Source organism: Dactylosporangium sp. NPDC000521 (genome assembly GCF_042898305.1).
Lineage (GTDB): Bacteria > Actinomycetota > Actinomycetes > Mycobacteriales > Micromonosporaceae > Dactylosporangium.
Genome location: NZ_JBIAYW010000010.1, coordinates 364,368 through 389,518, shown reverse-complemented (window position 1 = coordinate 389,518; position 25,151 = coordinate 364,368). Strand labels below are relative to the sequence as shown.

Genomic DNA, 25,151 nt, shown 5'->3' with positions numbered 1-25,151 from the left:
ACGGGACGGGTCCGCGTGGCGGTCGATCAGCCATAGGTGTCGCGTGGACCTCGGCCACGCACCCGCATTGGCCCACGGCTCCATGAGGGCGTCGACGGCCCGTGGATGTGCAGCTTCTTCACGACGTTGTGACCGATCTCACCCGCGATGCGCGCGATGAGCCGAGTGGACAGCATCCGTAGCTGCGTCGCCCACGCCGTGGACTCCGCCTCGACGGTCAGCTCCCCGTCCTCCAGCTTGATCGGCCGGCAGTGCGCCGCCACGTCGGCGCCGACGACCCGCTCCCACTCGCCGAACACGGTCGCCTCGGCCGCCGGCCGCTGCCACCCCCGCGCCTTCACGATCCGCCCCAGCAGCGCGCCGAACAACTGCGGATCCCTCGGATCCGGCCCCGGCCCGGTGTACCCACGCCGCCGCCGCGAGTCGCCGCCGCCCTCCGGCACGGCCTTGCGCCGCGGCTGCGCCTTCCGCTTGGCGAGGGCCGCCTCGACCGCCGCCCGGGCCAGCTCCGGCCCGCTCTTGTCCGCAGGGGGCCCGCTGGAGCCCCCGGCAGGGCCGGCACCGGTGTCAGCCACGTCGCACCTCGCCTCCGCCAACCTCGTAGCGCGCACCTCGGAGCGCGCGGGGCACGTCGTCGTCGACGGCGCACGTGACGATCACCTGGCTCGCGCCGCTGACGAGCTCGGCGAGCCGCTCGCGCCGGCCCACGTCGAGCTCGGCGAACACGTCGTCGAGCACCAGGACCGGCTCCACCGCGTCGTCCCGCAGCAGATCGTAGGCCGCCAGCCGCAGCGCGAGGGCGTAGGACCAGGACTCCCCGTGGCTCGCGTACCCCTTCGCCGGCAGGTCGCCAAGTGTCAGCGTCAGCTCGTCGCGGTGCGGGCCGACCAGGGTCACCCCTCGCTCGACCTCCTGCTTGCGTGCCTCCCCGAGCGCCGCCAGCAGCGCCTGCTCGATCTCCCCCTGCACCGGCTCCCCTCGCACCGGTGACGAGGACGACGGCAGCGGAAACGACGGGCTGTAGGCGATGCGGGCGTCGGACCGGCTGGCGCTGACCGCCGCGTATGCCTTGGCGACGTGCGGCGCGAGCGCGGCGACCAGGTCGAGCCGCGCGCGGACCAGCTGGGCGCCGTGCTGGGCCAGGTGGCTGTCCCACACGTCGAGGGTCGACAGGTCGCCGCCGCGGCTGCCGCCGGTCTTGCGGGCCAGGTACGCGCTGCGCAGCAGTGCGTTGCGCTGCTTGAGCACCCGCTCGTAGTCGGAGCGCACGCCGGCGAACCGCGGCTGCCGCGTGACCAGCAGCTCGTCCAGCATCCGGCGGCGCTCGCCGGGGTCACCGCGGATCAGCGACAGATCCTCGGGCGCGAACAGGACCAGCTTCAGCGCGCCGAGGATGTCGCGGGTGCGGGCCACCGGCGAGCGGCCCAGTCGTGCCTTGTTGGCCTTGCCGGGCTCGATCGACAGCTCCACGAGCAGCTCGCGCTCCTCGTGGACGATGGCGCAGCGGACCACCGCGCGGCTCGCACCGAACCGGACCAGCGGCGCGTCGGTCGCGACCCGGTGGGACTCGAGGCTGGCCACATACGCGAGGGCCTCGACGAGGTTGGTCTTGCCCACGCCGTTGGACCCGACGAGCACGCACGCCCCAGGCCCGAACTCGACGACGACCCGCTCGTAACTGCGGAAGTCGACGAGCTCGAGACCGCGGACGTACAAACTCAGCCCTTCTTGACCGCGTGACCGCCGAACTGGTTGCGCAGCGCGGCGACGGCCTTCATGGCCGGCGAGTCGTCCTGCCGCGACGCGAACCGGGCGAACAGCGACGCCGCGATCACGTTCATCGGCACGGCCAGCCGGATGGCCTCCTCGACCGTCCAGCGGCCCTCACCGGTGTCGTCGGCGTAGCCGCGCAGGCCGGAGAGGTCGGGGTCCTCGTCGAGAGCCCGGTCCATCAGGTCCAGCAGCCACGACTGCACGACCGAGCCGGCCCGCCACGACTTGAACACCTCGGGGATGTTCTCGACGTATTCGGAGGCTTCGAGCAGCTCGTAGCCCTCGGCGTAGGCGTGCATCATGCCGTACTCGATACCGTTGTGGACCATCTTCGCGTAGTGCCCGGCGCCGACGCCGCCGGCGTGCGCGAAGCCGAACTCGCCCTCGGGCTTGAGCCCTTCGAAGATCGGCATGCAGTGGTCGACGTGCTTCTTCTCGCCGCCGACCATCAGCGCATAGCCATTGGTCCGGCCCCAGACGCCGCCGGACACGCCGACGTCGAGGTAGCCGAGGCCCTTGGTCGCGAGCCGCTCGGCCCGGGGACGGTCGTTGCTGAAGCGTGAGTTACCACCGTCGATGACGATGTCACCGGGGGACAGCAGACCCGCAAGCTCGTCGATGGTCGGCTCCGTGTACTGCACCGGGACCATGATCCACACGACGCGGGGCGCGGCGAGCTTGTCGACCAGCTCGCTGAGCGACGACACGTCGGTGACGTCTGGGTGGTGGTCATAGCCGATGACCTCGTGCCCGGCGGCGCGCAGCCGCTCGCGCATGTTGAAGCCCATCCTGCCCAAGCCGATGAGACCGAGCTGCATGTCTGGTGCCTCCGAAACTCAGCTGCCGATGCGGACCGGCATGATCAAGTACCAGTATCCAGGGATGATTTCTCCATCATCCTTTGCCGGAGACATGACTGCAGGCTTCTTCGGGTCAGTGAAGGACAGCACGGCGATCGGGGCGTCGAGCGCCTTGAGGCCGTCGAGCAGGTACTGGTGGTTGAAGGCGATGGTCATCGGCTCGCCTTCATAGGTGCAGTCCATCGCTTCGCTGGCCCGCGCGTCCTCGCTGCCGCTGGCCTCGACCACGAGACCGTCGGCGCTGAAGGACAGGCGCACCGGGGTGGACCGCTCGGCGACCAGGCCGACGCGCCGGACCACCTCGTTGAGCGCGGAGACCCGGATGCGGGCCTGGGCGTTGTGCGTGTCGGGCAGCAGCGCCCGCACCTTCGGGAAGTCGCCGTCGAGCAGTCGTGACGTGGTGCGCCGGGTGCCGCCGGCGAAGCCGATCATGCCTTCGCCGATCTTGCCCCGCGACAGCGCGACGGAGACCGAGCCACCGATCGGCCCGAGCGTCTTCGCGGTGTCGTCGAGGGTGCGCGCCGGCACGAGAGCGGCGAGGCTCATGTCGGGCTCGTCGGGCCGCCACTCCAACTCGCGCACGGCGAGGCGGTAGCGGTCGGTGGCGAGCAGCGTCAGCTTGCTCCCCTCGAGCTCGACCCGCACACCGGTGAGCATCGGCAGCGTGTCGTCGCGGCCGGCGGCGACCGCCACCTGCGAGACGGCGCCGGCGAAGGTGGCCGCGTCGACGGTGCCGGCCAGCTCGGGCATCTCCGGAAGCGTCGGATAGTCCTCGACGGGCATCGTCGGCAGCGTGAACCGGGCACTGCCGCACGTGATCTCGACGTGCGACCCCACGGCGGCGACGTCGACGGGCTTGGCGGGCAGCGACTTGGTGATCTCGGCGAGCAGGCGCCCGGAGACGAGCGTCGCGCCGTCGGCGTCGGCCTGGACCTCGACGGTCACCTGGCTGGACACCTCGTAGTCGAAGCCGGACACCTGCAGGCGGCCGTCACCGACTCTGAGCAGAACGCCGGCAAGCACCGGCACAGAAGGGCGGCTGGGCAGGCTCTTGGCTGTCCAGGCGACGGCATCGGCGAGCGCGTCGCGCTCGACTCGGAACTTCATCGCGGTCCTCCCGCGTCGTCTCGTCTCAGCGTGGTGCTGCATCGAACCTTAGGGCTTCCCCGGCGGTGCCGTGCACCGACCCCACCAAATTTCAGGCCCGAGACTTATCCACTTGCTGATGATTGCTTTTTTCTCTCTTTTAAAGAGATTTACTTCGTAGTCATAGGTGGTGTGGATTCTGTGGACAACCCCTGTTTTAGCAGCTCAGCCGGGTTATGTCTCTGGGTATGAGCTGTGCATAACCCTCTGTGTACAAAGTTGTGGATTGTGGATAAGCGGCTATCCACAGGCGTTGTCCACCGGCTATCCACCGGTGGTCCACAGGGTTCCTCCACCATCTGGGGATAACTCGTCCCGAACACTCCTCACGTTGCGTCGACGTCTCGGTCACCCTTCGGATGTGTCCACACGTCTTCCACACGCCTTCCCCAGGAGTTATCCACAGACTGTGGACGAGCGCTGTGTGCAATGCGTAGCCGCTCCGTCACTTGTCAGCGCTCGACCACTCACAGTGACGAAGAGTTGGCACAAACGAAGTTATCCACAGGTTGTGTGGACAGATTGTGTGGATAACTCTGACAAACCCCTCGGGGGTATATGCCCACAAGCTGTGGGCAACCTGGGGACGGCGGTGTGGACAACTTGTCGCCATAAGCGCCTGGATCCCTGGTCGGAGGCCTGTGGAAACAGTGGATAACGCACGTTGTCCACAGCCTGTGGTCAACGCCGGTGGACAGTACATTCTTCGCAAATCGACTCGGTACCCCGAAGAAACCCACAATGTTGTCCACAGGGTGTTTGTGAGCGTCGCTCAGGTCTTCGGCTGTGCACAGCCGTCGGCGCCGCCGATCCGGGTCGCGGACAGGGAGGGAAGCGGCAGTCGTACACCTGCCGCAACCGCAAACAGAAGGGCCGGACCGGCGCCGTCACGCGCCCATCCGGCCCTCTGCGGGACGCTCGGTCCCTACGTCGTCTGCTTGATGCGGTTGGTCAGCTCGGCGATCTGGTTGTAGAGCGACCGCCGCTCGGCCATCTGCTGGCGGATCTTGCGGTCGGCGTGCATGACGGTGGTGTGGTCGCGGCCGCCGAACGCCTGGCCGATCCGTGGCAGGGAGAGATCGGTCAGCTCGCGGCACAGGTACATGGCGACCTGGCGCGCGTTGACGAGCACGCGCGACCGGCTGTGCCCGCGCAGGTCCTCCAGGCTGACGCCGAAGTAGTCCGCGGTCGACGCCATGATCTGGTCCGCGGTGATCTCGGGCCCGGAGCCGTCGGGGATGAAGTCGCGCAGCACCTCCTCGGCGAGGCCGAGCTCGACGGGCGCGCGGGTCAGGTTGGCGAACGCGGTGACGCGGATCAGCGCACCCTCCAGCTCGCGGATCGACGACGCGACCCGCGACGCGATGAACTCCAGCACGTCCGGCGGCGCGAACAGCCGTTCCTGCGCCGCCTTCTTCTGCAGGATCGCGATCCGGGTCTCCAGGTCCGGCGGCTGGATGTCGGCGAGCAGGCCCCACTCGAACCGGGTCCGCAGGCGGTCCTCGAGCGTCGCCAGCTGCCGCGGCGAGCGGTCGGAGCTGATCACGATCTGCTTGTTGGCGTTGTGGAGGGTGTTGAAGGTGTGGAAGAACTCCTCCTGCGTCCGCTCGCGCGTCTCGAGGAACTGGATGTCGTCGATCAGGAGGATGTCGACGTCGCGGTACCGCCGCTGGAACGCCTGCGTCTTGTCGTCGCGCAGCGAGTTGATGAAGTCGTTGGTGAACTCCTCCGTCGACACGTAGCGCACGAAGCGGGCGTTGCCGAGCATCGTGGCGTACTGGCCGATCGCGTGGAGCAGGTGCGTCTTGCCGAGCCCGGAGCCGCCGTAGATGAACAGCGGGTTGTACGCCTTGGCCGGCGACTCGGCGACCGCGACCGACGCGGCGTGGGCGAAGCGGTTCGAGGAGCCGATGACGAACGTCTCGAACGTGTACTTCGGGTTGAGCCGGTTGCCGGCGGAGTCGCCCGCGGGGGTCTGGGCGCTGCGACGGTCCTCACGGCCGGTGCCGGGGTTCGACGGCGGCCGGGGTGGCAGGGGCTCCTCGTCCTGCAGCGGTGAGCGGCGCAGGCGTTCGTCGCGGGCGGCCTCGAAGGCGGTGCCGGAGTGCTCGGTGCGTTCCGCCGGCGACCAACCGGTCGTGCCGGTGGGGGTGTCGGACGGGAGGTCGAACAGGCGGTCGCTCTGAGGCCGTTGCTCCTGTGATTCGTGTGACCGCCGGTCCTGTTCGTAGCTCGGCCGGTCCTGGCCCAGCCGGTCATGGCTGGACCGGTCCGGGCTCGGCCGGTCCTGGATCGGCCGGTCATGGCTGGACCGGTCCGGGCTCAACCGGTCCTGGATCAGCCGGTCCTGCTCGTAAGTCGGCTGCGGCGGTGGCTGGTACTGCGGCTGTGGATAGTGCGGTGCCATGGGCGTGTCGGCCAGCTGGCCGGCGGTGCCGTTGGACCAGTGCGAGGCGGACGGGGCCGGCAGCGGTGGCGCGTCCTCCGGGGGACGGACCGTTACGGCGACCTGGATGGCCCGGCCGAGCAGCCTGGACAGCGCCTCGGTGATGACCGGGCGGAGGCGCGACTCGATGACGTCGCGGGTGAACGCGTCAGGCACGGAGAGCAGCGCGGTGTCCTCGACGATGGCCCGTAGCCTCGTCAGCCGCAGATAGGCACGCTGCTGCGCCGAGACGATCTCGTCCGCGAGCTCGTCGGTCGCCGCATGCCATACCGCTGCGAGGTCGGTGTCAGTCACCGTTCGCGCACCCCCATCGTCGCCCCCCACCGCGAATGGACCGTGCGCCGGAAGTTCCGCCCGTCCCGGGTCCCATTGTCCACAGGTTTTCCACAACCTGTGTATCAACGAGTCATGTGCCGTGGACGGATCGTCCTGATTCCCCCTCGCCCCGTGCCGAGTCGGCGGCGTTCGTGGCCCCGTGGCGGAGGTTCTGCAGGTCGGATGCGGTGCCATGCCCCCTGTGGCGCATCCGATTAGTAGCGGAAAGTCCTTTGTGTCCCGTTGCCGGTCGTCGCGGTGTCGACCGGCAACCGGGCACGTTAACAGCGTTGTCCACAACCACTCAACCGTTGTCCACAAGTAGCCTGTGGATTTCGGGCCGATCCGAGGCATCGTTGACGGTCTGTAGGGCCGCGCGTACCCTGGTTCGGCTGGGGAAGCGTTCCCTGATAAACTCCAGTTACCAGCCCTACGCCGCTACGAAGACGGAGCCCGACGTGAGCAAGCGCACCTTCCAGCCGAACAACCGCCGGCGCGCGAAGACCCACGGTTTCCGGCTGCGCATGCGCACCCGGGCCGGCCGCGCGATCCTGTCGGCGCGTCGCGCCAAGGGGCGCGACCGCCTGTCGGCCTGACCGACGCGGGTCCTCCGGGAGGCAGCGTGCTGGCGGCCGCTCAGCGTCTGCGGCGGCGGGAAGACTTCGCCGCCACCATTCGCAACGGTCGCCGCGCCGGTCGCGGAGCCCTCGTGGTGCATTTCCTGCAGTCGACTGTCGAGCCGGCGCCAGCAGATCAACCGTCTGCGCGCGCCGGCTTCGTCGTGTCTGCGGATCGCTCGCTGGGTAGGGTTGGGTCTGACGCCTCGTCCGGCACGGTCCTGGACGACGGAGCCGCCGCCGGTACAGACGCGGCATCGGCCGGCACGGTCCACCCGGCGCGGGCTGGGTTCGTGGTCTCCAAGGCGGTCGGCAACGCCGTCGTCCGCAACCTGGTGAAGCGCCGGCTCCGGCACCTGGTCCGGCCGCACCTGGCCGATCTTCCGCCGGCGGCCATGATCGTCGTCCGGGCGCTGCCGCCCTCGGCGACGGCGAGCTACGAAGACCTGGGCCGCGACCTCGAGGCGGCGCTGGCGGCCGCCCGTCGCCCCAGAAGCCGGGAGGGGCGTCGATGAACGTCGGAGCCCGGGTCGTTGCCGCTCCCATCGTCGCGTACCGTCGTTGGATAAGCCCGGCGTTGCCGGCGCGTTGTCGGTTCTACCCGTCGTGCAGCGCTTATGCCCTGGAGGCGGTCGGCACTCACGGCGCGATCCGGGGAATCGGTCTCGCGATCTGGCGGCTGCTGCGCTGCCACCCATTCCACCCCGGTGGGTTCGATCCGGTGCCTCCGCGCCGGGGAGCCTCGCCCGAGCCCGAGTCGACGTGACTGGAGCAGTGTCGTGATTAGCAAGCTGATGGGCGGGATCTACTGGCTGATCTCGCAGGTGATGCTGTTCTGGCACACCGTGTGGGACAAGGTCGTGCCCGACCACCGCACGCTCGGCACCAACTGGCAATGGGTCCTCGCGATCGTGTTCCTGGTGATCACGGTCCGGGTCGTGCTGTTCCCGATCTTCGTGAAGCAGATCAAGTCGCAGCGTGCGATGCAGGCGATCCAGCCGAAGATGAAGGAGCTGCAGGAGAAGCACAAGGGCGACCGGGAGACCCTCCAGAAGGAGGTCATGAAGCTCTACCAGGAGGAGAAGGTCAACCCGCTCATGGGCTGCCTTCCGATGTTCCTGCAGATCCCGGTCTTCATCGGCCTCCTGCACGTGCTCCGCCACCTGAAGCCCGGCACCTCCAACCACCAGATGGAGCTGTACGGCTGGAGCATCCCCGAGTTCCTGGGTGCGGTCGACGCCCGGCTCTTCGACGCCCCGATCGTCGCCAAGTTCAGCAGCAGCACCGATGAACTCGCGAAGATCGACGCCCACTCGACCACCGTGAAGATCGTGGCCGCGCTCCTCGTCGCGCTGATGATCACGACGACCTACCTGACCCAGCGTCAGATGATTATGAAGACCGGGTGGAACAGCGACCCGCAGCAGCGCATGATCCAGAAGTTCATGCTCTACGGCATCCCGTTCTTCACCCTCACCTCCGGCTGGTACTTCCCCATCGGCGTCATCATCTACTGGGTCACCAACAACGCGATCACCCTCGGCCAGCAGTACTGGGTCCTGCACAAGTACCCGCCGCCGGCGAGCGCGACCGCCAACACGACCCCGTACAAGAGCAAGGGCGGCCCGTCGCTGACCAAGGGTGGCGCCCCCGCGGCGAAGCCGGCCGGCGGCTTCCGCTCGATGCTCAGCAAGGCCAAGGACGAGGCAGCGGCGCAGCAGGCCGCGGCGGCCGCCGCCAAGCAGGCCCAGGCCAACGGCAAGGCCCTCGCCCCGAAGCCCGGCGCGAAGCCGATCAACCCGAAGAAGGGTGGCGCCGCGAAGCGGCAGTCGGGTTGACGCGACCCCGCCGGCCCACCCCTCCCCGGGCCGGCGAGCGGCGCTCCCTGTGCACCACCACCCCTCACCGACGACCTGTGACGGCGCCTCGGCGCCCCAAACAAGCGGAGATGAGTTTCGTGACCGACACCACCAGTGATCTCGACGCGCGCGGCACCGAGGACGACGCTGCGGATCAGGACGCCAACCTCGACGAGATCGAGGACGCCGACGACGCGGACGAGGCCGACGACGAGGACGCCGGCTCGGGCGACGGCGAAGCCGCGAAGGCGGCCTCCGGCGGCAACGGCCGGGCCGCGGCCGACCTGTTCCGGGAGAGCGAGATCGCGGCCGACTACGTCGAGGGCCTCCTCGACATCCTCGACTACGACGGCGACATCGACGAGCTCGTCGTCAGCGGCCGCCCCGTCGTCGAGGTCGTCGAGGGCGGCGACGGCTCCGGCCGCCGCCTCCAGGCGCTCGTCGGCCAGCGCGGCGCCACCCTCGAGGCGCTGCAGGAGCTGAGCCGCCTCGCGGTCTTCCGGCAGACGGGCTCCCCCAGCCGTCTTCTCCTGGACGTCGGCGGCTACCGGGCCCTGCGCCGCAAGGAGCTCGGCGCGATCGCCAAGAACGCCGCCGAGAAGGTGAAGGAGTACGGCGAGGCCGTCCGCCTCGAGCCGATGAGCGCCTTCGAGCGCAAGTGCGTCCACGACGTCATCAACGCTCTCCCCGGCGTGGAGAGCGAGTCCGAAGGCGTCGAGCCGTCCCGCCGGATCGTGGTCCGACCGGTCGGCTGACCCAGGCCATCGCAAGCGGGGCGTCCCTGTACGGGGCGCCCCGCTTGTGTTTGCGGCTCACCCCGTGCATCGGCCGGCTCCGCTCGGTGCGTTTGTTCGGTGCGTCTCCGCACTCGTCCTGCGTGCTCAAGTTCTCTCCCTGCGGCGCGTTCGGGCACGCTGCTGCATGCTCAGTCGGTCGTTGCGCGCCTGCGCCCCGTGCCTGCGCTTCGTGCCTGCATGCGTCGTGCCCAGTGCCGGTGCCCGGTGCCCGGTGCCCCGGCGCTCCCCGCGCCTACGCTCCGTGCCCCGCAACCTGCGCCGTGCTCTGTCTCTCGCGCCGTGCGCCGTGTCTCGGGCCTCGCGTCGCGCTCCGTTTCTACCGCACCCTGTGCCGTGCCTCGCGCCGTGCGTCGTGCGCCGTGTCTCGCGCCGTGCCTCGCGCCGCGCTCCGTTTCCACCGCACCCTGTGCCGTGCGTCGTGCCTCGCGTCGAGCGTCGTGCATTGCCCCGCGCTCCGTGCTCATGCCCTGCATTTCCGTGCCCCGCGCCGTGCTTCCCACAACCGTGCTCCGCGCTCCACGCCGTGCACCCGCGCCGCGCTGCCCATACCCGTGACCCACGCCGTGTCCGCTCTGGGTGCCGCTTTTCGTGCCCGTTTTCCGTGCCGGCGTCCTGCGCCGTGCGTCTCGTGCCCCATGCCAGGGCTCCCCATGCCGCGTTCGGTGCCTGCGCCTCGTGCCCATGCCTGCGCCCCGTGCCAGGGCTCCCCATGCCGCGCCCCGTGCCTGTGCTCCGTGCCCGCGCCGCTCAGTGCCTGCGGCCCGCGCCGCCCGCTCGGGCTTGCGCTGCGCGTCCGGGCCTCGCTGCTCATGCGCCGGCGTCCTTTGTCCCGTGCCCTGTGTCCCACCTCCGTCCCCGCGTCCGTGTCCCCGCGTCCGTGTCCCCGCGTCCGTGTCCCCGCGTCCGTGTCCCCGTGTCCCCGTGTCCGTGTCCCGTCCCTTGCGCCTGGGTCGAGCACCGCGCCCATGTTCTGTCTGCTCGTCGCGCCTTCGTGTTTGGGCTGCCCCGCATCCCCGTGTCGCGCCGTCGGTGTCCCGCATCCCTGTGTCGCGCAGCTCGTGTCCCGCTGGCCGCACTCCGCGTCTAGGGCCAAGGCCGCTGGCCTTTACGCCGCAATCCCGCGTCTCGGTCTTCTCGGCGGCCCGCGTCTTGGCGCCTGGCCCGCCGCTTCTCCGGTCGCCGCCGCCTACTCGGCGCGCGGTTCATCCCGGGCCAGCGCCGCCGCGCCGGCACCGGCCGTACTGTTACCGCACCTGTAGCGGCGTAGGGGCTGCCCCACATCACGCGGCCCGGTTGTGCCCCCACGCCGGAGCCCGCACCGTAAGCCCATGCCGTTCCCCGGAGCCGTGCTTTCCATACCGCGCCGCAGTGCACCGCCCCATGCCTGCGCCTTACATCCGTTGCTGGCGCTCCTGCCCTGCGTTCGAAGTGGGACGTCGGCCCGCGCCTTCTCGCGTCGTGAGCAGCGCCCCGCTTGTCGTGGGCGGGCGCGGGTTTCCTGGCCCGGTCCTCCGAGGTTCCGTCCGCTTCCCTGTTCCTGGGGCTTCCGCTGCGGTGGTACGGGCTCGCGCTCGTAGGTCTGCCGAATGCCGGGTGGCACAGCGCTCGCGATGTCGAGGCTTGTGCTGGCTTGATCGAAGGAGCGTTCTGGCCGCCATCACGGCCGGATTCATCCTTCGATCACCCCCGCTGTGGACGGCCAGGGGCTACCCGGTCTCGCGCCTAGCGTCCAGTGGGGCGCGAGGAGCTTCTGGACGTTCGCGGGCGGCTCCGGTTCTTTCCTCGTCCGGGATTCGTCCCCGCGTGGTCGGGATGGGACGGGATCGGGGACAATAGGTGGTAGACGCGACTGGCGGCACCGGGATGGGACGGACCATCGGGGAGCTCGAGTTGTGAGGGTCGACCGCCTGGGTCCTCACGTCGAGGAGTCGTATGTCCACGACCACAGCTGTCCTCCTGCCCGGCGCTCCTGTCGCCGAGCAGATCCTGGCTGACGTCGCCACGCGGGTGGCGGCGCTGCGCGCGCGGGGGGTTGTGCCCTCCCTGGCGACCATCCTTGTCGGCGATGACGATGCGAGCGCTGGGTACATCCGCATCAAGCAGCGGCAGGCGGCGGAGCTCGGGTTCGCGTCGCCGCATGAGCACCTGCCGGCAGATGCGACGCAGGAGGACCTGCACGCGGTCATCGACCGGTTCAACGCTGACCCCGACGTGCATGGGTTGCTCATCCAGTACCCGACGCCGCAGCACCTCGACTACGACGCTGCGCTGCAGCGGGTCGACCCGGACATGGACGTCGACGGCATGCACCCGTTGAACCTCGGCCGTCTTGCGGTGGGCATGCCCGGGCCCCTCCCCTGCACGCCCGCCGGCATCGAGGCGCTCCTCGCGCACTACGAGATCCCGGTCAGCGGCAGGGAGGTCGTCATCCTCGGGCGCGGAGCGACGTTGGGGCGTCCGCTGGCGATGCTCCTGTCGCAGAAGCGGCCGACCGCCAACGCCGCCGTGACGGTCGTGCACACCGGTGTTGCGGACTGGCCGCGGTACACGCAGCGGGCCGACATCCTCATTGCGGCGGCCGGCGTGCCGGGCATCATCCAGCCCGAGCACGTGAAGCCCGGCGCGGTCGTCATCGGCGGCGGGGTTCGGTACTCCGGCCGGCGGCTCCTGCCCGACGTGGACGAGTCGTGCGCGGAGGTCGCGGGCGCCATCACGCCGCGCGTCGGCGGGGTCGGCCCCACGACCGTTGCGATGCTCTTCCGCAACGCTGTCACTGCCGCGGAGCGGCGTTTCACGTGAAACATCGGGGCCGCGGTTCCGGCGGCCCTCGTCTTGCCACCGCCCCCGTACGCCGATCTGTCCCCAGTGGCCGGTCGTACGGGGGCGGCGTGATTTGCTTGACCGCATGGATGGTGCTGTTCCGCATGAGGTGTTGCCGGCCGCCGAGAAGGTGTTCGGCGATCGGCTCCCGTTGGCTGAGCGGTTCGCTCAGTTGCTCGTTACCGACGGGGTGGTGCGAGGGCTGATCGGCCCTCGCGAGGCGCCGCGCATCTGGGAACGCCACATGCTCAACTGCGCCGTCCTCGGCGAACTCATCCAATCGGACGCCACGGTCGTCGACGTCGGCTCCGGCGCCGGACTGCCCGGTATGGTGCTGGCAGTGGCTCGTCCCGACCTGTTCGTCACGTTGGTCGAGCCGCTCGCACGACGCACCGCCTTCCTGACCGAAGCGGTGACGGCACTCGGCCTCGAGCGGACCACCGTGGTCCGGGCGCGGGCCGAGGAGTGCGTCGGGAAGCTTCCCCTCGCCGATGTCGTCACCGCCAGAGCAGTCGCACCGCTGGACCGGCTTGCCGGATGGTGTCTCCCCCTCACCGCCATTGGTGGGCGACTGCTCGCGCTCAAGGGATCCTCTGCTGCGGCGGAGATCGCCGAGCACGCGGAGGTCCTGAGCCGGCTTGGAGCGGGCACGCCGTCTGTACGGCTGTGCGGGGACGCCGTTCTCGCCGAGCCGACGACGGTCGTTGAGGTCGTGCGGGAGCGGGAAGTCGCGCAGCGCCGGAAGGGCAAGCGCGGGCGGTAAACCGGAGGGCGGGCCGAAAGCGTCCTCCGGGCACGGGGGAACGCGGGGGTTCGACGATGGACATCAGAAACTGCGGCAGCGGCTGGCCGGCCGCACCGACCAAGCGACTCGGCGGTCTCCTTCGCCGAGTCGACGGCTTCTTGGTCTTCTTACGGCCGACTGCGAGTGAGAAGCCCAACGACGCGCCGATCAGCCATGGCCCAGGTCGCCTGTGCGCCGTAGGCTGGCCGCGCGCCGTTCTTGCGTTCCCGGCGCCGGGCACCGCAGTCACTCGAGACCTCGCGTCGGGCGGTGAGCCGGAGGTGGGCACAACGTCGCTGACGGCCGGCAGTGCACATCTTTCCGAGCGGGACAGGACTGACATGGTGCGCGACAGCGGTGATGGTCCGGACTACGGCGATGGCAGCTCTCATGTTTCACGTGAAACAGCGATAGGTCCGCGACCGGGCGCTGGTACTGGAGGCCTCTACGGCACGCCCGCTGGGAACGTCGCGCACTCTGGATACGGTGCAGTCAGTGGGCCGGACGATAGCCCGGGCTACGGTGGCGCATCTGCGGGCCAAGAGGACGGCGCCCCGGGTTTCGGTCATGGCGCGCCGGTCTACGGTCCCGGCGGAACAAGCATCGGAACCGGCGCCCCCGACGCTGGGCAGATCGCCGACGGCCAGATCCCGAGGGGTGACGGGCGTGGGGTACAGCAGTGGGAGAGCTCAGAGCCGGCCGCCCAAGCGGCCAGTGCTCCGGGTGCCGACGGACGGGAAATTGAGGGCTGGGGGGTCCGTCCGCCGGCGCGGCCCGTCCCCCAGCCGCGGGTCGAGAATCCAGCCGAAACGACACGCGGCACCACGGTGGACTTTCACGGCAGCGGGCCAGTCGATCGCGCATCTACCGGTACTGTTTACGGCCGGGGCGGAAAACCGGTCGTGCCCAAAGCCGATTCACAGTCCGCTGCAGACGAAGCGAAAGCCGAGACGAGAGCAGATATGAGGTCCGAGCGACGGAGCACCCCGTCCCCACGGCCACACCCGTCAGTCGTCACCGCGGATACCGAGGGCGCCATGACAGACGCGTATGTTTCACGTGAAACCGAAGACCCCCCGCTGGCACAGGAGGCAAAGCGCGCCGTGGAGATCCTCAATCCGAGCGGGGACGTCACCATGCCCCGTCCGCCACGGCGGCGCACGATGTGCGTGGCGAACCAGAAGGGCGGGGTGGGAAAGACCACCACGGCGGTCAACATCGCCGTGGCCCTGGCGCTGCACGGCAACCGCGTCCTGGTGATCGACCTCGACCCGCAGGGCAACGCTTCCACCGGTCTGAACGTCCCCCACCACTCCGGTGTGCCGGACGTGTACGACTGCTTGATCGACGGCGCGCCGCTCGACGCGGTGACCCAGCAGGTCGAGGGCATCCCGAACCTGTGGGCCGTGCCCGCGACGATCGACCTCGCCGGCGCCGAGATCGAGCTCGTCTCGGTCGTCGCCCGCGAGTCGCGCCTCAAGCGGGCGATCGAGGCCGGCGGAAGCAACTACGACTACATCTTCATCGACTGCCCGCCGTCGCTCGGCCTGCTGACGGTCAACGCACTCGTCGCCGCCGAGGAGGTCCTGATTCCGATCCAGTGTGAGTACTACGCCCTGGAAGGTGTGCAGGCCCTCACGAACAACATCGAGCTGGTGCGGTCGCACCTCAACCCCAAGCTCGACATCTCGACGGTGCTGTTGACGATGTACGACCGGCGGACCCGTCTTGCGGACCTGGTCGAGCAGGACGTCCGGAACCACTTCGGCGAGAAGTGTCTGAACGCGGTCATCCCCCGCAACGTCCGCGTGTCCGAGGCGCCGAGCTACAGCCAGTCCGTGATGACGTACGACCCGGGCTCCCGCGGTGCGGTGAGCTACTTCGAGGCGGCGCAGGAAATCGCGCTGCGCGGTGCGCATGACGCGCAGGTTGGAGGAGTGGCATGAAGTCGAACCGACGTGGAGGTCTCGGACGGGGGCTCGGCGCTCTCATCCCCACCGCCGCGCCGGCTGCCGAGAGCGCGACGGGCGGCACCGCCACCGCACTGGCGACTCCCCCGGCCGCGACCGACGCGCCGGCCAACGGAGTGACCGCCGCAGAGTCCACGGTGGAGCAGCTTGCTCCGGTGCCGGGCGCGCGGTTCGCCGAGATCTCGGTGACGTCGATCGTGCCGAACCCGAAGCAGCCGCGGCAGGTCTTCGACGAGGATGCGATCGAGGAGCTGAAGACCTCGATCCAGGAGGTCGGCTTCCTCCAGCCGATCGTCGTCCGCGAGCTCACCGAGCCGATCGAGTCCGACGACGAGTCGGGTGCGCAGAAGAAGTACGAACTCGTGATGGGCGAGCGCCGCTGGCGCGCGGCCCAGGCGCTGGGCAAGGAAGCGATTCCGGCGATCGTCCGCGAGACCCGCGACGACGCGATGCTCCGCGACGCGCTCCTCGAGAACATCCACCGCGCCAACCTCAACCCCCTTGAAGAGGCGGCCGCGTATCAGCAACTCCTCGAGGAGTTCGGCGCGACCCACGAGGAGTTGGCGCGGCGGATCGGCCGGAGCCGGCCTCAGATCTCGAACACGATCCGGCTCCTGAACCTGCCCGCGCAGGTGCAGCGTCGTGTGGCCGCCGGCGTGCTGTCCGCCGGCCACGCCCGTGCGCTCCTCGGCCTCGACAACTCCGAGGAGCAGGAGACGCTCGCGCACCGGATCGTCGCGGAGGGCCTGTCGGTCCGGGCGACCGAGGAGATGGTCTCGCTCGCGGTGTCCGAGGGCGCCACGGCGAAGAAGGCTGCGCCGCAGCGGCGGGCCAAGCCGCACGCGCCCGCCCTGTCGGACCTCGCCGATCGGCTGTCGGACCGGTTCGACACCCGGGTGAAGGTCGACATCGGCCAGCGCAAGGGACGGATCACGATCGAGTTCGCGACCGTGGACGACCTGGAGCGCATCGTCGGCATCATCGGTGTCGACCAGCGTGGGCAGCAGCAGCGGGAGCAGTAGTACTGAGAAGTCTCAGCCGCGGCGAAGTCCGGGGCGAATGATCCGGCCGACGGTCCGGGCAGCTGTAGAACGAGCAGCGGCCCGGACCGTGCTGTATCTGGGCGAGGTCGGACCGGGAGAGACTGCGGCGAGAGGTGGTCACGACACGGCGCGGGCAGGAACCCCCGCGTCGGCTGATTCGGTCTGCGGTCACTCCCCCGGCCTGTGTTGGTCGCGGCGATCGGGCGCGTCCGCGGAACCGTCGTGCTCGGCCGGCATGCGAGTCCGGCGAGCGGCGGAGTCGGTTGCGTGGAGCGGCGAGTGACGGTCGGCGGGCGGAGCCGGTCATGGAGTCGGATCGCGCTCGTGACGGGCGGCCGGCGGAAGAAGCCAGTCGGCCCGCGGAGCCGGAGCGTGAGGTCGGAGGAGTGGGACCCTGCCGCGCGAGGTCGGAGCGATGTTGAAGGCCCCCGTCGGTCCGCTGGCTTGAGGTCGTTCGGGCAATGGGGGCGGTGGCTTGGCGGCCGCGGGCCGTCGTGGTCGGGTGGACCCAGGCGAGTGCATGAGGCGGACCGGACCGCAGCACCGGACTGGCGGTCGGCCTGAAACTCCCGCGAAGGCACCTCTGGGACGGCCGGCTACGGGCAAAGGGCTGGCGTCAGTCGTACAAAAGCGGAAAACGCAAAATCCTGGGCCGTTCGGTTTTCCTCTCAGGATCGATCTGGGGGAACTTTATCCACAGGGGTTATCCACAGGGTTGGCGTTTCACGTGAAACCACGTGGTAGGGGACTTGGGTGCCTGTGGACGAAGGTGCCTACGGGTGCACTGTCCACAGGGTGCGGACAGCGGGGTTGCGATTGGGCTAGGGTCGGCTCGTGTCCGAGACGCCATCGCAGCTGCCCTCGTTTACCTACTGGCCTACGTTCCCGTTCGAGGGTGACCTCCGGGTGAAGCGTCTGCTCGACCCGGTGCCGATCGAGCCGCCGCGGCATGGGGACAACCCGGCAGAGTGCCGGGCGTGCGGGGCGCCGGACGAGGCGTACATCTGGGTGAGCGACCGGTGGCGGGTGCGCAGCCTCGACCGGCCGACCGGGCTGCCCGCCGTCCTGATCCTCGAGTCGCGGTCGCACCTCGACCTCGGCGATCTGCCCAACATGCTCGCCGCCGAGCTCGGCGTGATGACGGTGCGGCTGGAGCGGGCGATCCGGTCGCTCGACGGGGTGGCACGGGTCCACGTGAACCGGTGGGGCGATGGCGCCGCGCACCTGCACCTGTGGTTCCTCGCGCGACCGTATGGGCGGCTGCAGCTGCAGGGGACGTTCCTGGCGCTGTGGGACGACATCCTGCCGCCGATCCCGGAGGACCAGTGGCGGGAGAACCTGGCGCTGGTCGCGGCCTGGCTCGCGGAGTTCGGCGGGCGGCCCCTCGCCGAGCCGCCGCGGATCAACTGGACGGCGCCGGCGCGGTTCCGGGAAGAGGCGGCGCTTGGGGACGCAGGGATTCACGCGAACCCGCCGGAGCCGGCGGCGAGCGAGCCGACCGCCGCCGGTGGTGCCGACCTCGACCCGGCCAACAGCCCCGGCACGGCCAGCAGCCCGGGCACGGCCAACGGCCCAGGCGCAGCCAGCAGTCCGGGCACAGCCAGCGGCTCCGGCGCGGCCGGCGGCCCCGCAACGCCCGCGACCAGCGCAGCGGCGCCTTCCGAAGGAGAAGCAGCGCCGGTACTGAACAAGCAGGAGCCCGACGCCCCGTGACCTCTTCGCGGCGCACGGTGCTGCTGAGGTGCCTGAGTCACCACTTCGGTGCCGCGTGAGGAACTCTCGCCGGATGACTCCCACGGTCGGTGATGGGTGCGTACCATCATGCTGGTTGACCGAACGTAAGCAGCGCGCGGAGATGGGCCAATGTCGCGACGTCTCGTGAGTTTGACGCTCGACACCCTCGAGGATCTGCCTCGATCGTGCCGTGCCTGCGTCTTCTGGGAGCTCGACCCGGTAGCCGCCGACAGAGCATGCGCCAACGGCGACCCGGGTCTCGAAAAAGAGGCCTGGGTGTCGCAGACGCTGCTCGAGTGGGGCTCCTGCGGCAAGCTGGTGTATGTCGACGGGATGCCGGCGGGGTTCGTGATGTTCGCTCCCCCGGCGTACGTGCCGCGGTCGATGGCGTTCCCGACCTCACCGGTGTCACCCGACGCGGTGCTGCTGATGACCGCGCACGTGGTGCAGCCGTTCGCGGACGGCGGGCTGGGGCGGATGCTCGTCCAGGGCGTCGCGCGGGACCTGACGAAGCGCGGCGTGAAGGCGATCGAGGCGTTCGGCGACGCGAAGTTCGGCGAGGTCGACGAGGCCGGCCGCAACGAGCAGGGCTGCCTCGCGCCGGCGGACTTCTTCACGGCCATCGGGTTCAAGACCGTGCGGCCGCACCCCCGCTACCCGCGGCTGCGGCTGGAGCTGCGCACCGCGCTGTCGTGGAAGTCGGACGTCGAGTACGCGCTGGAGAAGCTGCTCGGCTCGATGAGCCCCGAGTCGCTGCTCCGCCCGGTGCTGCCGGTGCGGCCCGCGACCCGCACGATGCAGCCCTGAGGACACTGACAGCCTGACGACCCCAGGGCCTCTGAAGGCCCTGGGGAGCGCACAGGCCTAGGAAGGCGCAGGCTTCAAGAAGCGCAAAGGCCTCAGGAAGTTGCTCAGACGGCGTTGTTGGTCAGCGCCCGTAGCAGGCTGACGTCGATGGAGCCGGTCGGCACGTCGATCTCGACCGGCAGGTACATGCGCTGCACCGCGGCCATCATCGCCTCGACGACCCGCTCGCGGAACGCCGGGTCGATGAGGCGCTCGCGGTCCGACGGCGAGGTCAGGTAGCCCACGTCCACTCGGACGGCGGGCATCCGGCTGAGGCGCAGCAGCTCCCACGTCTTCGCGTGCGTCTGGCAGTCGCGAAGGCCGGTCCGGACGACGATCTCGCGCTGCACGAGCTTGGCGAGCCGCTCGCCGACGATCGACGTCGGGCCGGAGACGGTGCCGTAGTGGTAGGTGGCGACGCCCTCGGCCTCGGGGTTGCGGTAGCCGTCGAGGTGGATCGAGATGAGCAGGTCGGCGCCGAGCTCGTTGGCAAGCTGAATCCGGTCACGGTCACTCAGAGCCGCTGTGGGCTGCGGACCCCTGGTGAGGTTCACCCGCATCCCCGCGGCCGCCAGACGGCCTTCCAGACGGGCTGCGAGGTCGTATACGAGATCCGCCTCCGCCCACCGGAGCGGACCGTCGGGGACGACGTGCCCGGTGTCGGGTCCGCCGTGGCCCGGGTCGATGACGATGCGCTTGCCGAGCAGGGTCGGACCGGAGGCGCGGAAGGCCTCCGCCTCGCGGAGCAGCTGCGGGCGGCCGCCGACCACCTTGCGGCCGAGGCGGCGCAGCGCACCGACCGTGGCCGGCCCGCACTCGCCGTCGGGCCGCAGGCCGACCTCGCGCTGGAACTGCGCGACGGCGTGGGCCGTGCGGCTGCCGTAGATCCCGTCGGCGCGTCCGGGGTTGAAGCCCATCTCCAGCAGGCGCTCCTGGAGCTGCCGGACGTCGTCGCCGATGTACGGGTCGCCGACGGTGTGGAACAGCGCCCGCTGCCCCAGCCGCCACCGCGCCGCGTCCAGGGACCGCCACGTCTCGTCGCCGACCTCGCCGTCGACCGTCAGGCCGTGGCTCTGCTGAAACGCGCGGACCGCGCGCTCCGTGGCCTCGTCGAACTCGGGATCGGTCTGCGGTGTGGTGTCAGCCAGCAGATCCAGCACGACAAGAATGCTGCGGATCTCGGCGACTGCCGCTCCCCGCGCCCCGCGCCGGATTGCCCGCATGTGGTCCTCCTGAAAAAGCCAGCGAATGCACCGCAGCGTACCGCTCACGGCACAGGGACGCGTCATCACGCGGCCTTTGACGAAAACGCGCCCCGCCTTACCTGAAGGCGGGGCGCGTCAATGCTTGTGGCAGGCCTCAGGCTGGCTCGAGCGCCGACTCGATGAGACGCACCAGGGCGCTCTTCGGGCTCGCACCGACGACCGACCGGAAAGGCTCGCCGTCCTTGAACACGGTGAGTGTGGGGACGGACAACACCTGGTAGGCGCGGGCCGTTTCGGGGTTGCTGTCGATGTCGACCTTGACGATCTTCACCTTGTCGGCCAGGTCGCCGACGGCGATCTCGTTGAGCATCGTCTCGATCTTCCGGCACGGCTGGCACCACTCAGCCCAGAAGTCCACCAAAACCGGAATATCGGATTTGAGGACGTCAGCCTCGAAGGTCTTGTCGCTGACCGGCTGGATGGCTCCCATACGCACTCCCTCTACCTGTTGTGAAGCTGTCGTGCTCAGCGTTTGAGTTACAGCGTGGCGATGTAGCGCTCGGCGTCGAGGGCCGCGGCGCAACCCGTGCCAGAGGCGGTGATCGCCTGCCGGTACGTGTGGTCGACCAGGTCACCGGCGGCGAACACGCCCTCGATGTTGGTGCGGGTGCTCGGCGACGCCACCTTCACGTAGCCGGCGTCGTCCAGCTCGACCTGACCGCGGAACAGCTCGCTGCGCGGGTCATGGCCGATCGCCACGAACACGCCGGCCACCTCGAGGTCGGTCTCCTCGCCGGTGTTGACGTCCTGCACGCGGAGGCCACCGACGCGGCCGCCGCGGTCGAGGACCTCGGTCACCACACTGTTCCACCGAACGTGGATCTTCTCGTTGGCCAGCGCGCGCTCCGCCATGATCTTGCTGGCCCGGAACGAGTCGCGCCGGTGCACGATCGTCACCGACTTGGCGAACCGGGTGAGGAACGTCGCCTCCTCCATCGCCGAGTCGCCGCCGCCGACGACCACGATGTCCTCGTTACGGAAGAAGAAGCCGTCACAGGTGGCACAGGACGACACGCCCCGCCCGAGCAGCTCCTGCTCCCCCGGGACGGAGAGCGGGCGCCAGGCGGAGCCGGTGGACAGGATGACGGCGCGGGCACGGTATTCGGCCTCGCCGACCCACACGCTCTTCACGGGGCCCTCCAGGGCCACGCGGGTCGCGTCGTCGGTGACGAACTCGGCCCCGAAGTGCTCGGCCTGCTTGCGCATGTTGTCCATCAGCTCGGGGCCGAGGATGCCGTCGGGGAAGCCGGGGAAGTTCTCCACCTCGGTGGTCGTCATCAGCGCGCCACCGGACGTGACGCCCTCGATCACGAGCGGCTTCAGGTTGGCCCGGGCCGCATAGACGGCAGCCGTATACCCGGCGGGGCCGGACCCCACAATGATCAGGTTGCGGACCTCGTCCACGGTCGACTCCTCGAGTTAAGCCTGTGCCAGCAAAACGTCATCCTACGAACCGATGATTCCCGTTGTGGGGTGACGCGTGGGCCACATCACCACTACGGTCAGACAGTGTCGCGGTAAAGCTCGTCAGCGATCGCCCCGCCGATGCCGCACTCCGGCCCGACCACGATGACCAGCCGTTTGCCGGCGCCGACCCGTGTGCCGTCGACGATGACGACCAGCGCCGGCTTCCCCTCGAACCGGGCATAGTCCACCACGGCCACCTGACCACCGTATTCCCCGACCACGGCGTTGAGGCAGGCGGCCCTGGCCACCGGGTCAGTGAGCCGCTGCAGCGCCTCGGGCACGCCGGCCGGAGGCTTCGCCGACTTGGCCACGTCGGCGTTGCGGCTGCCCTCGACGTCGGGGGCCATCGCGGCGGCCGGGGGTGAACCCTGGGCCAGCCGGCCGACCGTGCCCGGCCCGTAGTCCTGGCCGGATGCCACGAGGGCGGCGTCGGAGCGGGTGGACGTCTTGGTGCCGCCGGAGCCCGAATCGGGGGCGGCCTGTGGCGCCGCGCCGTTGTTGCTGCCGCCGTTGGCCGCGGAAGTGGCAGGGCGGTCGGAGACGGTCTGCTCGCTCACGATCAGGCTCACGCCGAACCCGCCGCAGATGAGCACCGCGGCCGCCGTCGCCAGTCCGATCGCCCACCGCTGCCGGCGGTGCCGGCGGGCCTCGCGGGCCCGGGCGAGATCGTGCACCGGAGCGTCCGGCAGCGGTGCGACCACCGCGGCCTGCAGCGCGGCATTCAGCTTCTGCTCGACGTCCGCCGGCATCGCCAGCGTCTCGGCACCCAGTGCGGTCAGCTCGTCCCGGACGGCCACCTCGGCGGTGACGAGGGCCGTATACGCCTCGGCCCAGCTCTCGTCGGTGCTGACGCGGCGGCGCACGTCATCCGCCTGGGGGGTACCGTCCAGCGCGCCACCGACGAAGTCGGCGAGCAGGTCGAGGTCGGCGTCGGAGAACATCGTCACGAGCCGCCCTCCTTCCTGATCGCCGCGGCTCCGGTCGCTGTCTCAGCGCTGGTCGGTGATGGGACGTCGCTACTGCCGACCGGGTTCCGCAGGTGGCCGAGCATCACAGCGAGGCGGGCCCGCCCGCGCGCGCACCTGCTCTTGATGGTGCCCTCCGCGACGCCCAGGATGACGGCCGCCTCGGCCACGGAGTAGCCCTGCACGTCGACGAGCACGAGCGCCGAGCGCTGGTCGACGGCCAGCTGCTGCAGCGCGTGCTGCACGTCCATCGCCGTGTCGCGGTCGGTCGCAGGGGCGGGTGTGACGTCCGTCTCGGGCAGCGGCACGGTCGGCCGCGACTGCCGTCGCCGGATCCGGTCCAGGCAGGCGTTGACCACGATGCGGTGCAGCCACGTCGTGACCGCCGCGTCGCCGCGGAAGTTGCCGGCCGCCCGGAACGCGGACAGCAGCGCGTCCTGGAGCGCGTCCGCGGCCTCCTCGCGGTCGCCGAGGGTCCGCAGGGCGACCGCCCACAGCCGGTCACGGTGCCGCCGGACGAGCTCCGCGAACGCGGACGGATCGCCTGCGGCGTGGGCATGCAGAAGGGCGGTGTCATCCGGCGTCTGACGTACGCCCGGCTCCGCCTCCACGGCTGGCACCTTATCGACCGCGAACGGCTCGTGGGGACTACTGGACTCGAACGGTTATCTCGGCGATGGCAACTCGATAACCGCCGCTGCTCTCCTTGGGCAGCTTCGTGATCCAGACGAGCAGGTAGCGCGTCGGCTGCGCCGGACCCACATACAGGTTGGTCGGGTCCATCGCGGCCTTCGCCGTGTTTTCGACCACCTTGTACTGGTCGACGGTCTGCTGGTCCTGCGTGGCGCCGCTGCCGAAGTCGGTGGTGCCGGTGCGCAGCTCACCGCTGGCTCCCGGGGTGGCGAGCTTGACCTCCACGGAGACGATCTGCCTCGCCTCGCCGAGGTCGAGCCAGACGCCCATGCCGTCCTTCTTGCCACCGAAGTCGGCCTTCGGGTATCGCTCCGTGCGCCAGATCGTCTCGGTGCTGCCGTCGATCGTCTTCTCGGCGTCCTTGACCTCGGACCGGTTGCCCTTCGGGTCGACGATCCGGACCTGGGATGGCTTGAGCGTCAGCACCGTCGGCTGGCCGGCCGGCGGCTTCGCCTGCTGGGGCGCGCTGCTGCCGGCCGCCGAGGGTGGCGCCTGACTGGGCGCCGCCGGGTCGCCGAGCACCTTCGCCGCGGCGAGCGTGCCCGCCAGCGCCAGCACGAGCAGGCCCACGACACCCACGGCCAGCTTCCGCCCTGCGGGCTTCGGCGGCACGTTGGACTGTGACGCGGCGTCGAACGCCTCGAAGTCGAGCTGCTCGCCGCCACCCTCTCCACCGCCTTCGGCCAGGTCGCTGTCGTCGAACTGCCCGAACGACGCGAGCTCCCCGGCGAGCGACTCCGCCGACGGCAGTGGCAGGTCAGGGTTGAGCAGGTCCATCACCAGCGAGTCGAGATGCGTCGGCACGCCGGCCCGCACCTGCCGCGGGGCCGCCAGCGCGCCGGAGTTGTCCCGCACGCCGTCCGGCACCGAATAGGTGCCGGCCTCGCGATGCGGCCAGTACCCCGTCAGCGCGCAGTAGAGCACCGCGCCGATGGCCCGGATGTCCGTCTCGGGAGTCGCCAGATCGTCGGCCCGCGCGTCGGTCAGCACGACCCGCCCGTCGTGCGCGACGAGCACCGTGCCAGGGTGCACGTTGCCGTGCGCCATCCCCGTCCCGTGCAGCGACGCCACGGCGTCCGTGACCGCCCACGCGATCGCCACCGACCGGCCCGCGTCCAGCGGACCCGACGCCACGATGTCGCGCAGCGCGATCCCGTCGACCCACTCCCGGACCACATAGGCCCGGTGGCCCTCGTCGATCGCGTCATAGACGCCGACCAGGTGCGGGTGGACGATCCGGCTGGCGGCGACGGCCGCGCCCAGCATCTCCTTGGCGCTCTCCCCACCGGGATAGCGCAGGACGACCGCCACCGGCCGCCGGAGGATCACATCGATCCCGCGGTACAGCTGACGGCCCAATGAGTCGTTGCCGATGTGCTCTTCGAGCTGGTATCGCTCGGCAAGGATTTCACCGACGGATGGGGTGCCGAAGGTCAGGACCTGCGGAATTCCTCCCGAGGTCTCCAGCCCTTCGTCGAGCTCAGCCACCCGTCCTCCCTTCCGATCCGTGTGCTCACCTGTGGCGTCCGTCGTAACGCGAGTCGCAGTCACTAAGCCTAAGCGCTCCGGCGGGGCGTCGAGGTTGACCTTACCGGTCAGCTCTAAGGGTTCCGACACGTCATCTTCTCCGGACCACCCGCGCCGTTGCCAATTGATCACCCATGCCAGGACATTGTGGTCATATACCTTTCACCCATCTTTCGCCGGATCTTCCGGCCTGGAGGGCAGCGTCGGCTCGGCCCTGGGGCGGG

The 25,151-nt window shown here is 70.0% G+C and carries 20 protein-coding genes and 3 pseudogenes; 11 read left to right on the top strand and 12 right to left on the bottom strand.

What is annotated here, in order from left to right:
• Positions 1–26 precede the first annotated feature (26 nt).
• The 6 genes and pseudogenes from ACFY3L_RS32000 to ACFY3L_RS31975 form a co-directional block, all read right to left on the bottom strand.
• Positions 27–575: a DUF721 domain-containing protein gene (locus ACFY3L_RS32000; RefSeq protein ID WP_389332344.1), complete on the bottom strand. Its 549-nt coding sequence runs from the start codon at positions 573–575 to the stop codon at positions 27–29.
• Positions 568–1,716 carry a DNA replication/repair protein RecF gene (gene recF / locus ACFY3L_RS31995; RefSeq protein ID WP_389332341.1) on the bottom strand — a complete coding sequence of 383 codons (1,149 nt, stop codon included), beginning with the start codon at positions 1,714–1,716 and terminating at the stop codon, positions 568–570. The genes ACFY3L_RS32000 and recF overlap by 8 nt, the downstream gene beginning before the upstream one ends.
• Before the next feature lie 2 nt (positions 1,717–1,718).
• On the bottom strand, positions 1,719–2,591 hold the full coding sequence (gene gnd / locus ACFY3L_RS31990) for a phosphogluconate dehydrogenase (NAD(+)-dependent, decarboxylating) (protein ID WP_389332338.1): 873 nt from the start codon (positions 2,589–2,591) through the stop codon (positions 1,719–1,721).
• An 18-nt stretch (positions 2,592–2,609) separates the two neighbouring features.
• The gene (gene dnaN / locus ACFY3L_RS31985; protein WP_389332335.1) at positions 2,610–3,740 is read right to left on the bottom strand and encodes a DNA polymerase III subunit beta; all 1,131 of its coding nucleotides are present in this window, start codon (positions 3,738–3,740) and stop codon (positions 2,610–2,612) included.
• A 964-nt stretch (positions 3,741–4,704) separates the two neighbouring features.
• Positions 4,705–6,186 (bottom strand): chromosomal replication initiator protein DnaA, encoded by a 1,482-nt coding sequence (dnaA, locus tag ACFY3L_RS31980; RefSeq protein WP_389332561.1) that lies wholly within the window; start codon positions 6,184–6,186, stop codon positions 4,705–4,707.
• 72 nt (positions 6,187–6,258) lie between these two features.
• Positions 6,259–6,519 (bottom strand): annotated as a pseudogene (locus ACFY3L_RS31975) (DnaA N-terminal domain-containing protein); the annotation flags it as partial.
• A 479-nt stretch (positions 6,520–6,998) separates the two neighbouring features.
• Between ACFY3L_RS31975 and rpmH the strand changes: the two are divergent.
• The 11 genes and pseudogenes from rpmH to ACFY3L_RS31920 all read left to right on the top strand — a co-directional run bounded on the left by rpmH (position 6,999) and on the right by ACFY3L_RS31920 (position 18,971).
• A complete protein-coding gene (rpmH, locus tag ACFY3L_RS31970) occupies positions 6,999–7,136 on the top strand; it encodes a 50S ribosomal protein L34 (protein WP_033360019.1) in 138 nt (45 codons plus the stop codon).
• 26 nt (positions 7,137–7,162) lie between these two features.
• A complete protein-coding gene (rnpA, locus tag ACFY3L_RS31965) occupies positions 7,163–7,672 on the top strand; it encodes a ribonuclease P protein component (RefSeq protein WP_389332332.1) in 510 nt (169 codons plus the stop codon).
• A pseudogene (yidD, locus tag ACFY3L_RS31960) lies at positions 7,669–7,940 on the top strand (membrane protein insertion efficiency factor YidD). The gene rnpA and the pseudogene yidD overlap by 4 nt, the downstream one beginning before the upstream one ends.
• Before the next feature lie 11 nt (positions 7,941–7,951).
• Positions 7,952–8,995 (top strand): membrane protein insertase YidC, encoded by a 1,044-nt coding sequence (yidC, locus tag ACFY3L_RS31955; protein WP_389332558.1) that lies wholly within the window; start codon positions 7,952–7,954, stop codon positions 8,993–8,995.
• A 110-nt stretch (positions 8,996–9,105) separates the two neighbouring features.
• A complete protein-coding gene (locus ACFY3L_RS31950) occupies positions 9,106–9,771 on the top strand; it encodes a protein jag (RefSeq protein WP_389332329.1) in 666 nt (221 codons plus the stop codon).
• A 1,974-nt stretch (positions 9,772–11,745) separates the two neighbouring features.
• A complete protein-coding gene (locus ACFY3L_RS31945; protein WP_389332326.1) occupies positions 11,746–12,612 on the top strand; it encodes a bifunctional 5,10-methylenetetrahydrofolate dehydrogenase/5,10-methenyltetrahydrofolate cyclohydrolase in 867 nt (288 codons plus the stop codon).
• 94 nt (positions 12,613–12,706) lie between these two features.
• Complete coding sequence (gene rsmG / locus ACFY3L_RS31940) at positions 12,707–13,396, top strand: 16S rRNA (guanine(527)-N(7))-methyltransferase RsmG (protein WP_389332323.1); 690 nt, start codon at positions 12,707–12,709, stop codon at positions 13,394–13,396.
• 1,064 nt (positions 13,397–14,460) lie between these two features.
• Positions 14,461–15,363: pseudogene (locus tag ACFY3L_RS31935) on the top strand (ParA family protein); the annotation flags it as partial.
• The gene (locus ACFY3L_RS31930) at positions 15,360–16,409 is read left to right on the top strand and encodes a ParB/RepB/Spo0J family partition protein (RefSeq protein ID WP_389332320.1); all 1,050 of its coding nucleotides are present in this window, start codon (positions 15,360–15,362) and stop codon (positions 16,407–16,409) included. The pseudogene ACFY3L_RS31935 and the gene ACFY3L_RS31930, both read left to right, overlap by 4 nt.
• An 876-nt stretch (positions 16,410–17,285) precedes the next feature.
• Positions 17,286–18,143 carry a hypothetical protein gene (locus ACFY3L_RS31925; RefSeq protein WP_389332555.1) on the top strand — a complete coding sequence of 286 codons (858 nt, stop codon included), beginning with the start codon at positions 17,286–17,288 and terminating at the stop codon, positions 18,141–18,143.
• Positions 18,144–18,293: 150 nt separating this feature from the next.
• Positions 18,294–18,971 carry a GNAT family N-acetyltransferase gene (locus ACFY3L_RS31920; protein ID WP_389332317.1) on the top strand — a complete coding sequence of 226 codons (678 nt, stop codon included), beginning with the start codon at positions 18,294–18,296 and terminating at the stop codon, positions 18,969–18,971.
• A 104-nt stretch (positions 18,972–19,075) separates the two neighbouring features.
• Here the strand turns inward: ACFY3L_RS31920 and ACFY3L_RS31915 are convergent, their stop codons facing one another.
• From ACFY3L_RS31915 to ACFY3L_RS31890, 6 genes are all read right to left on the bottom strand, one after another.
• The gene (locus ACFY3L_RS31915; protein WP_389332314.1) at positions 19,076–20,233 is read right to left on the bottom strand and encodes an N-acetylmuramoyl-L-alanine amidase; all 1,158 of its coding nucleotides are present in this window, start codon (positions 20,231–20,233) and stop codon (positions 19,076–19,078) included.
• Positions 20,234–20,369: 136 nt separating this feature from the next.
• Complete coding sequence (gene trxA, locus ACFY3L_RS31910) at positions 20,370–20,705, bottom strand: thioredoxin (protein ID WP_033359929.1); 336 nt, start codon at positions 20,703–20,705, stop codon at positions 20,370–20,372.
• 47 nt (positions 20,706–20,752) lie between these two features.
• Positions 20,753–21,679, bottom strand: coding sequence for a thioredoxin-disulfide reductase (gene trxB / locus ACFY3L_RS31905; protein ID WP_389332311.1), 927 nt, complete (start codon positions 21,677–21,679; stop codon positions 20,753–20,755).
• Positions 21,680–21,777: 98 nt separating this feature from the next.
• The gene (locus tag ACFY3L_RS31900) at positions 21,778–22,689 is read right to left on the bottom strand and encodes a hypothetical protein (protein WP_389332308.1); all 912 of its coding nucleotides are present in this window, start codon (positions 22,687–22,689) and stop codon (positions 21,778–21,780) included.
• Positions 22,686–23,327: an RNA polymerase sigma factor SigM gene (sigM, locus tag ACFY3L_RS31895; protein WP_389332305.1), complete on the bottom strand. Its 642-nt coding sequence runs from the start codon at positions 23,325–23,327 to the stop codon at positions 22,686–22,688. The genes ACFY3L_RS31900 and sigM overlap by 4 nt, the downstream gene beginning before the upstream one ends.
• Before the next feature lie 28 nt (positions 23,328–23,355).
• Entirely contained in the window at positions 23,356–24,888 is a 1,533-nt protein-coding gene (locus tag ACFY3L_RS31890) for a protein kinase family protein (RefSeq protein ID WP_389332302.1), read from the bottom strand.
• Positions 24,889–25,151 lie beyond the last annotated feature (263 nt).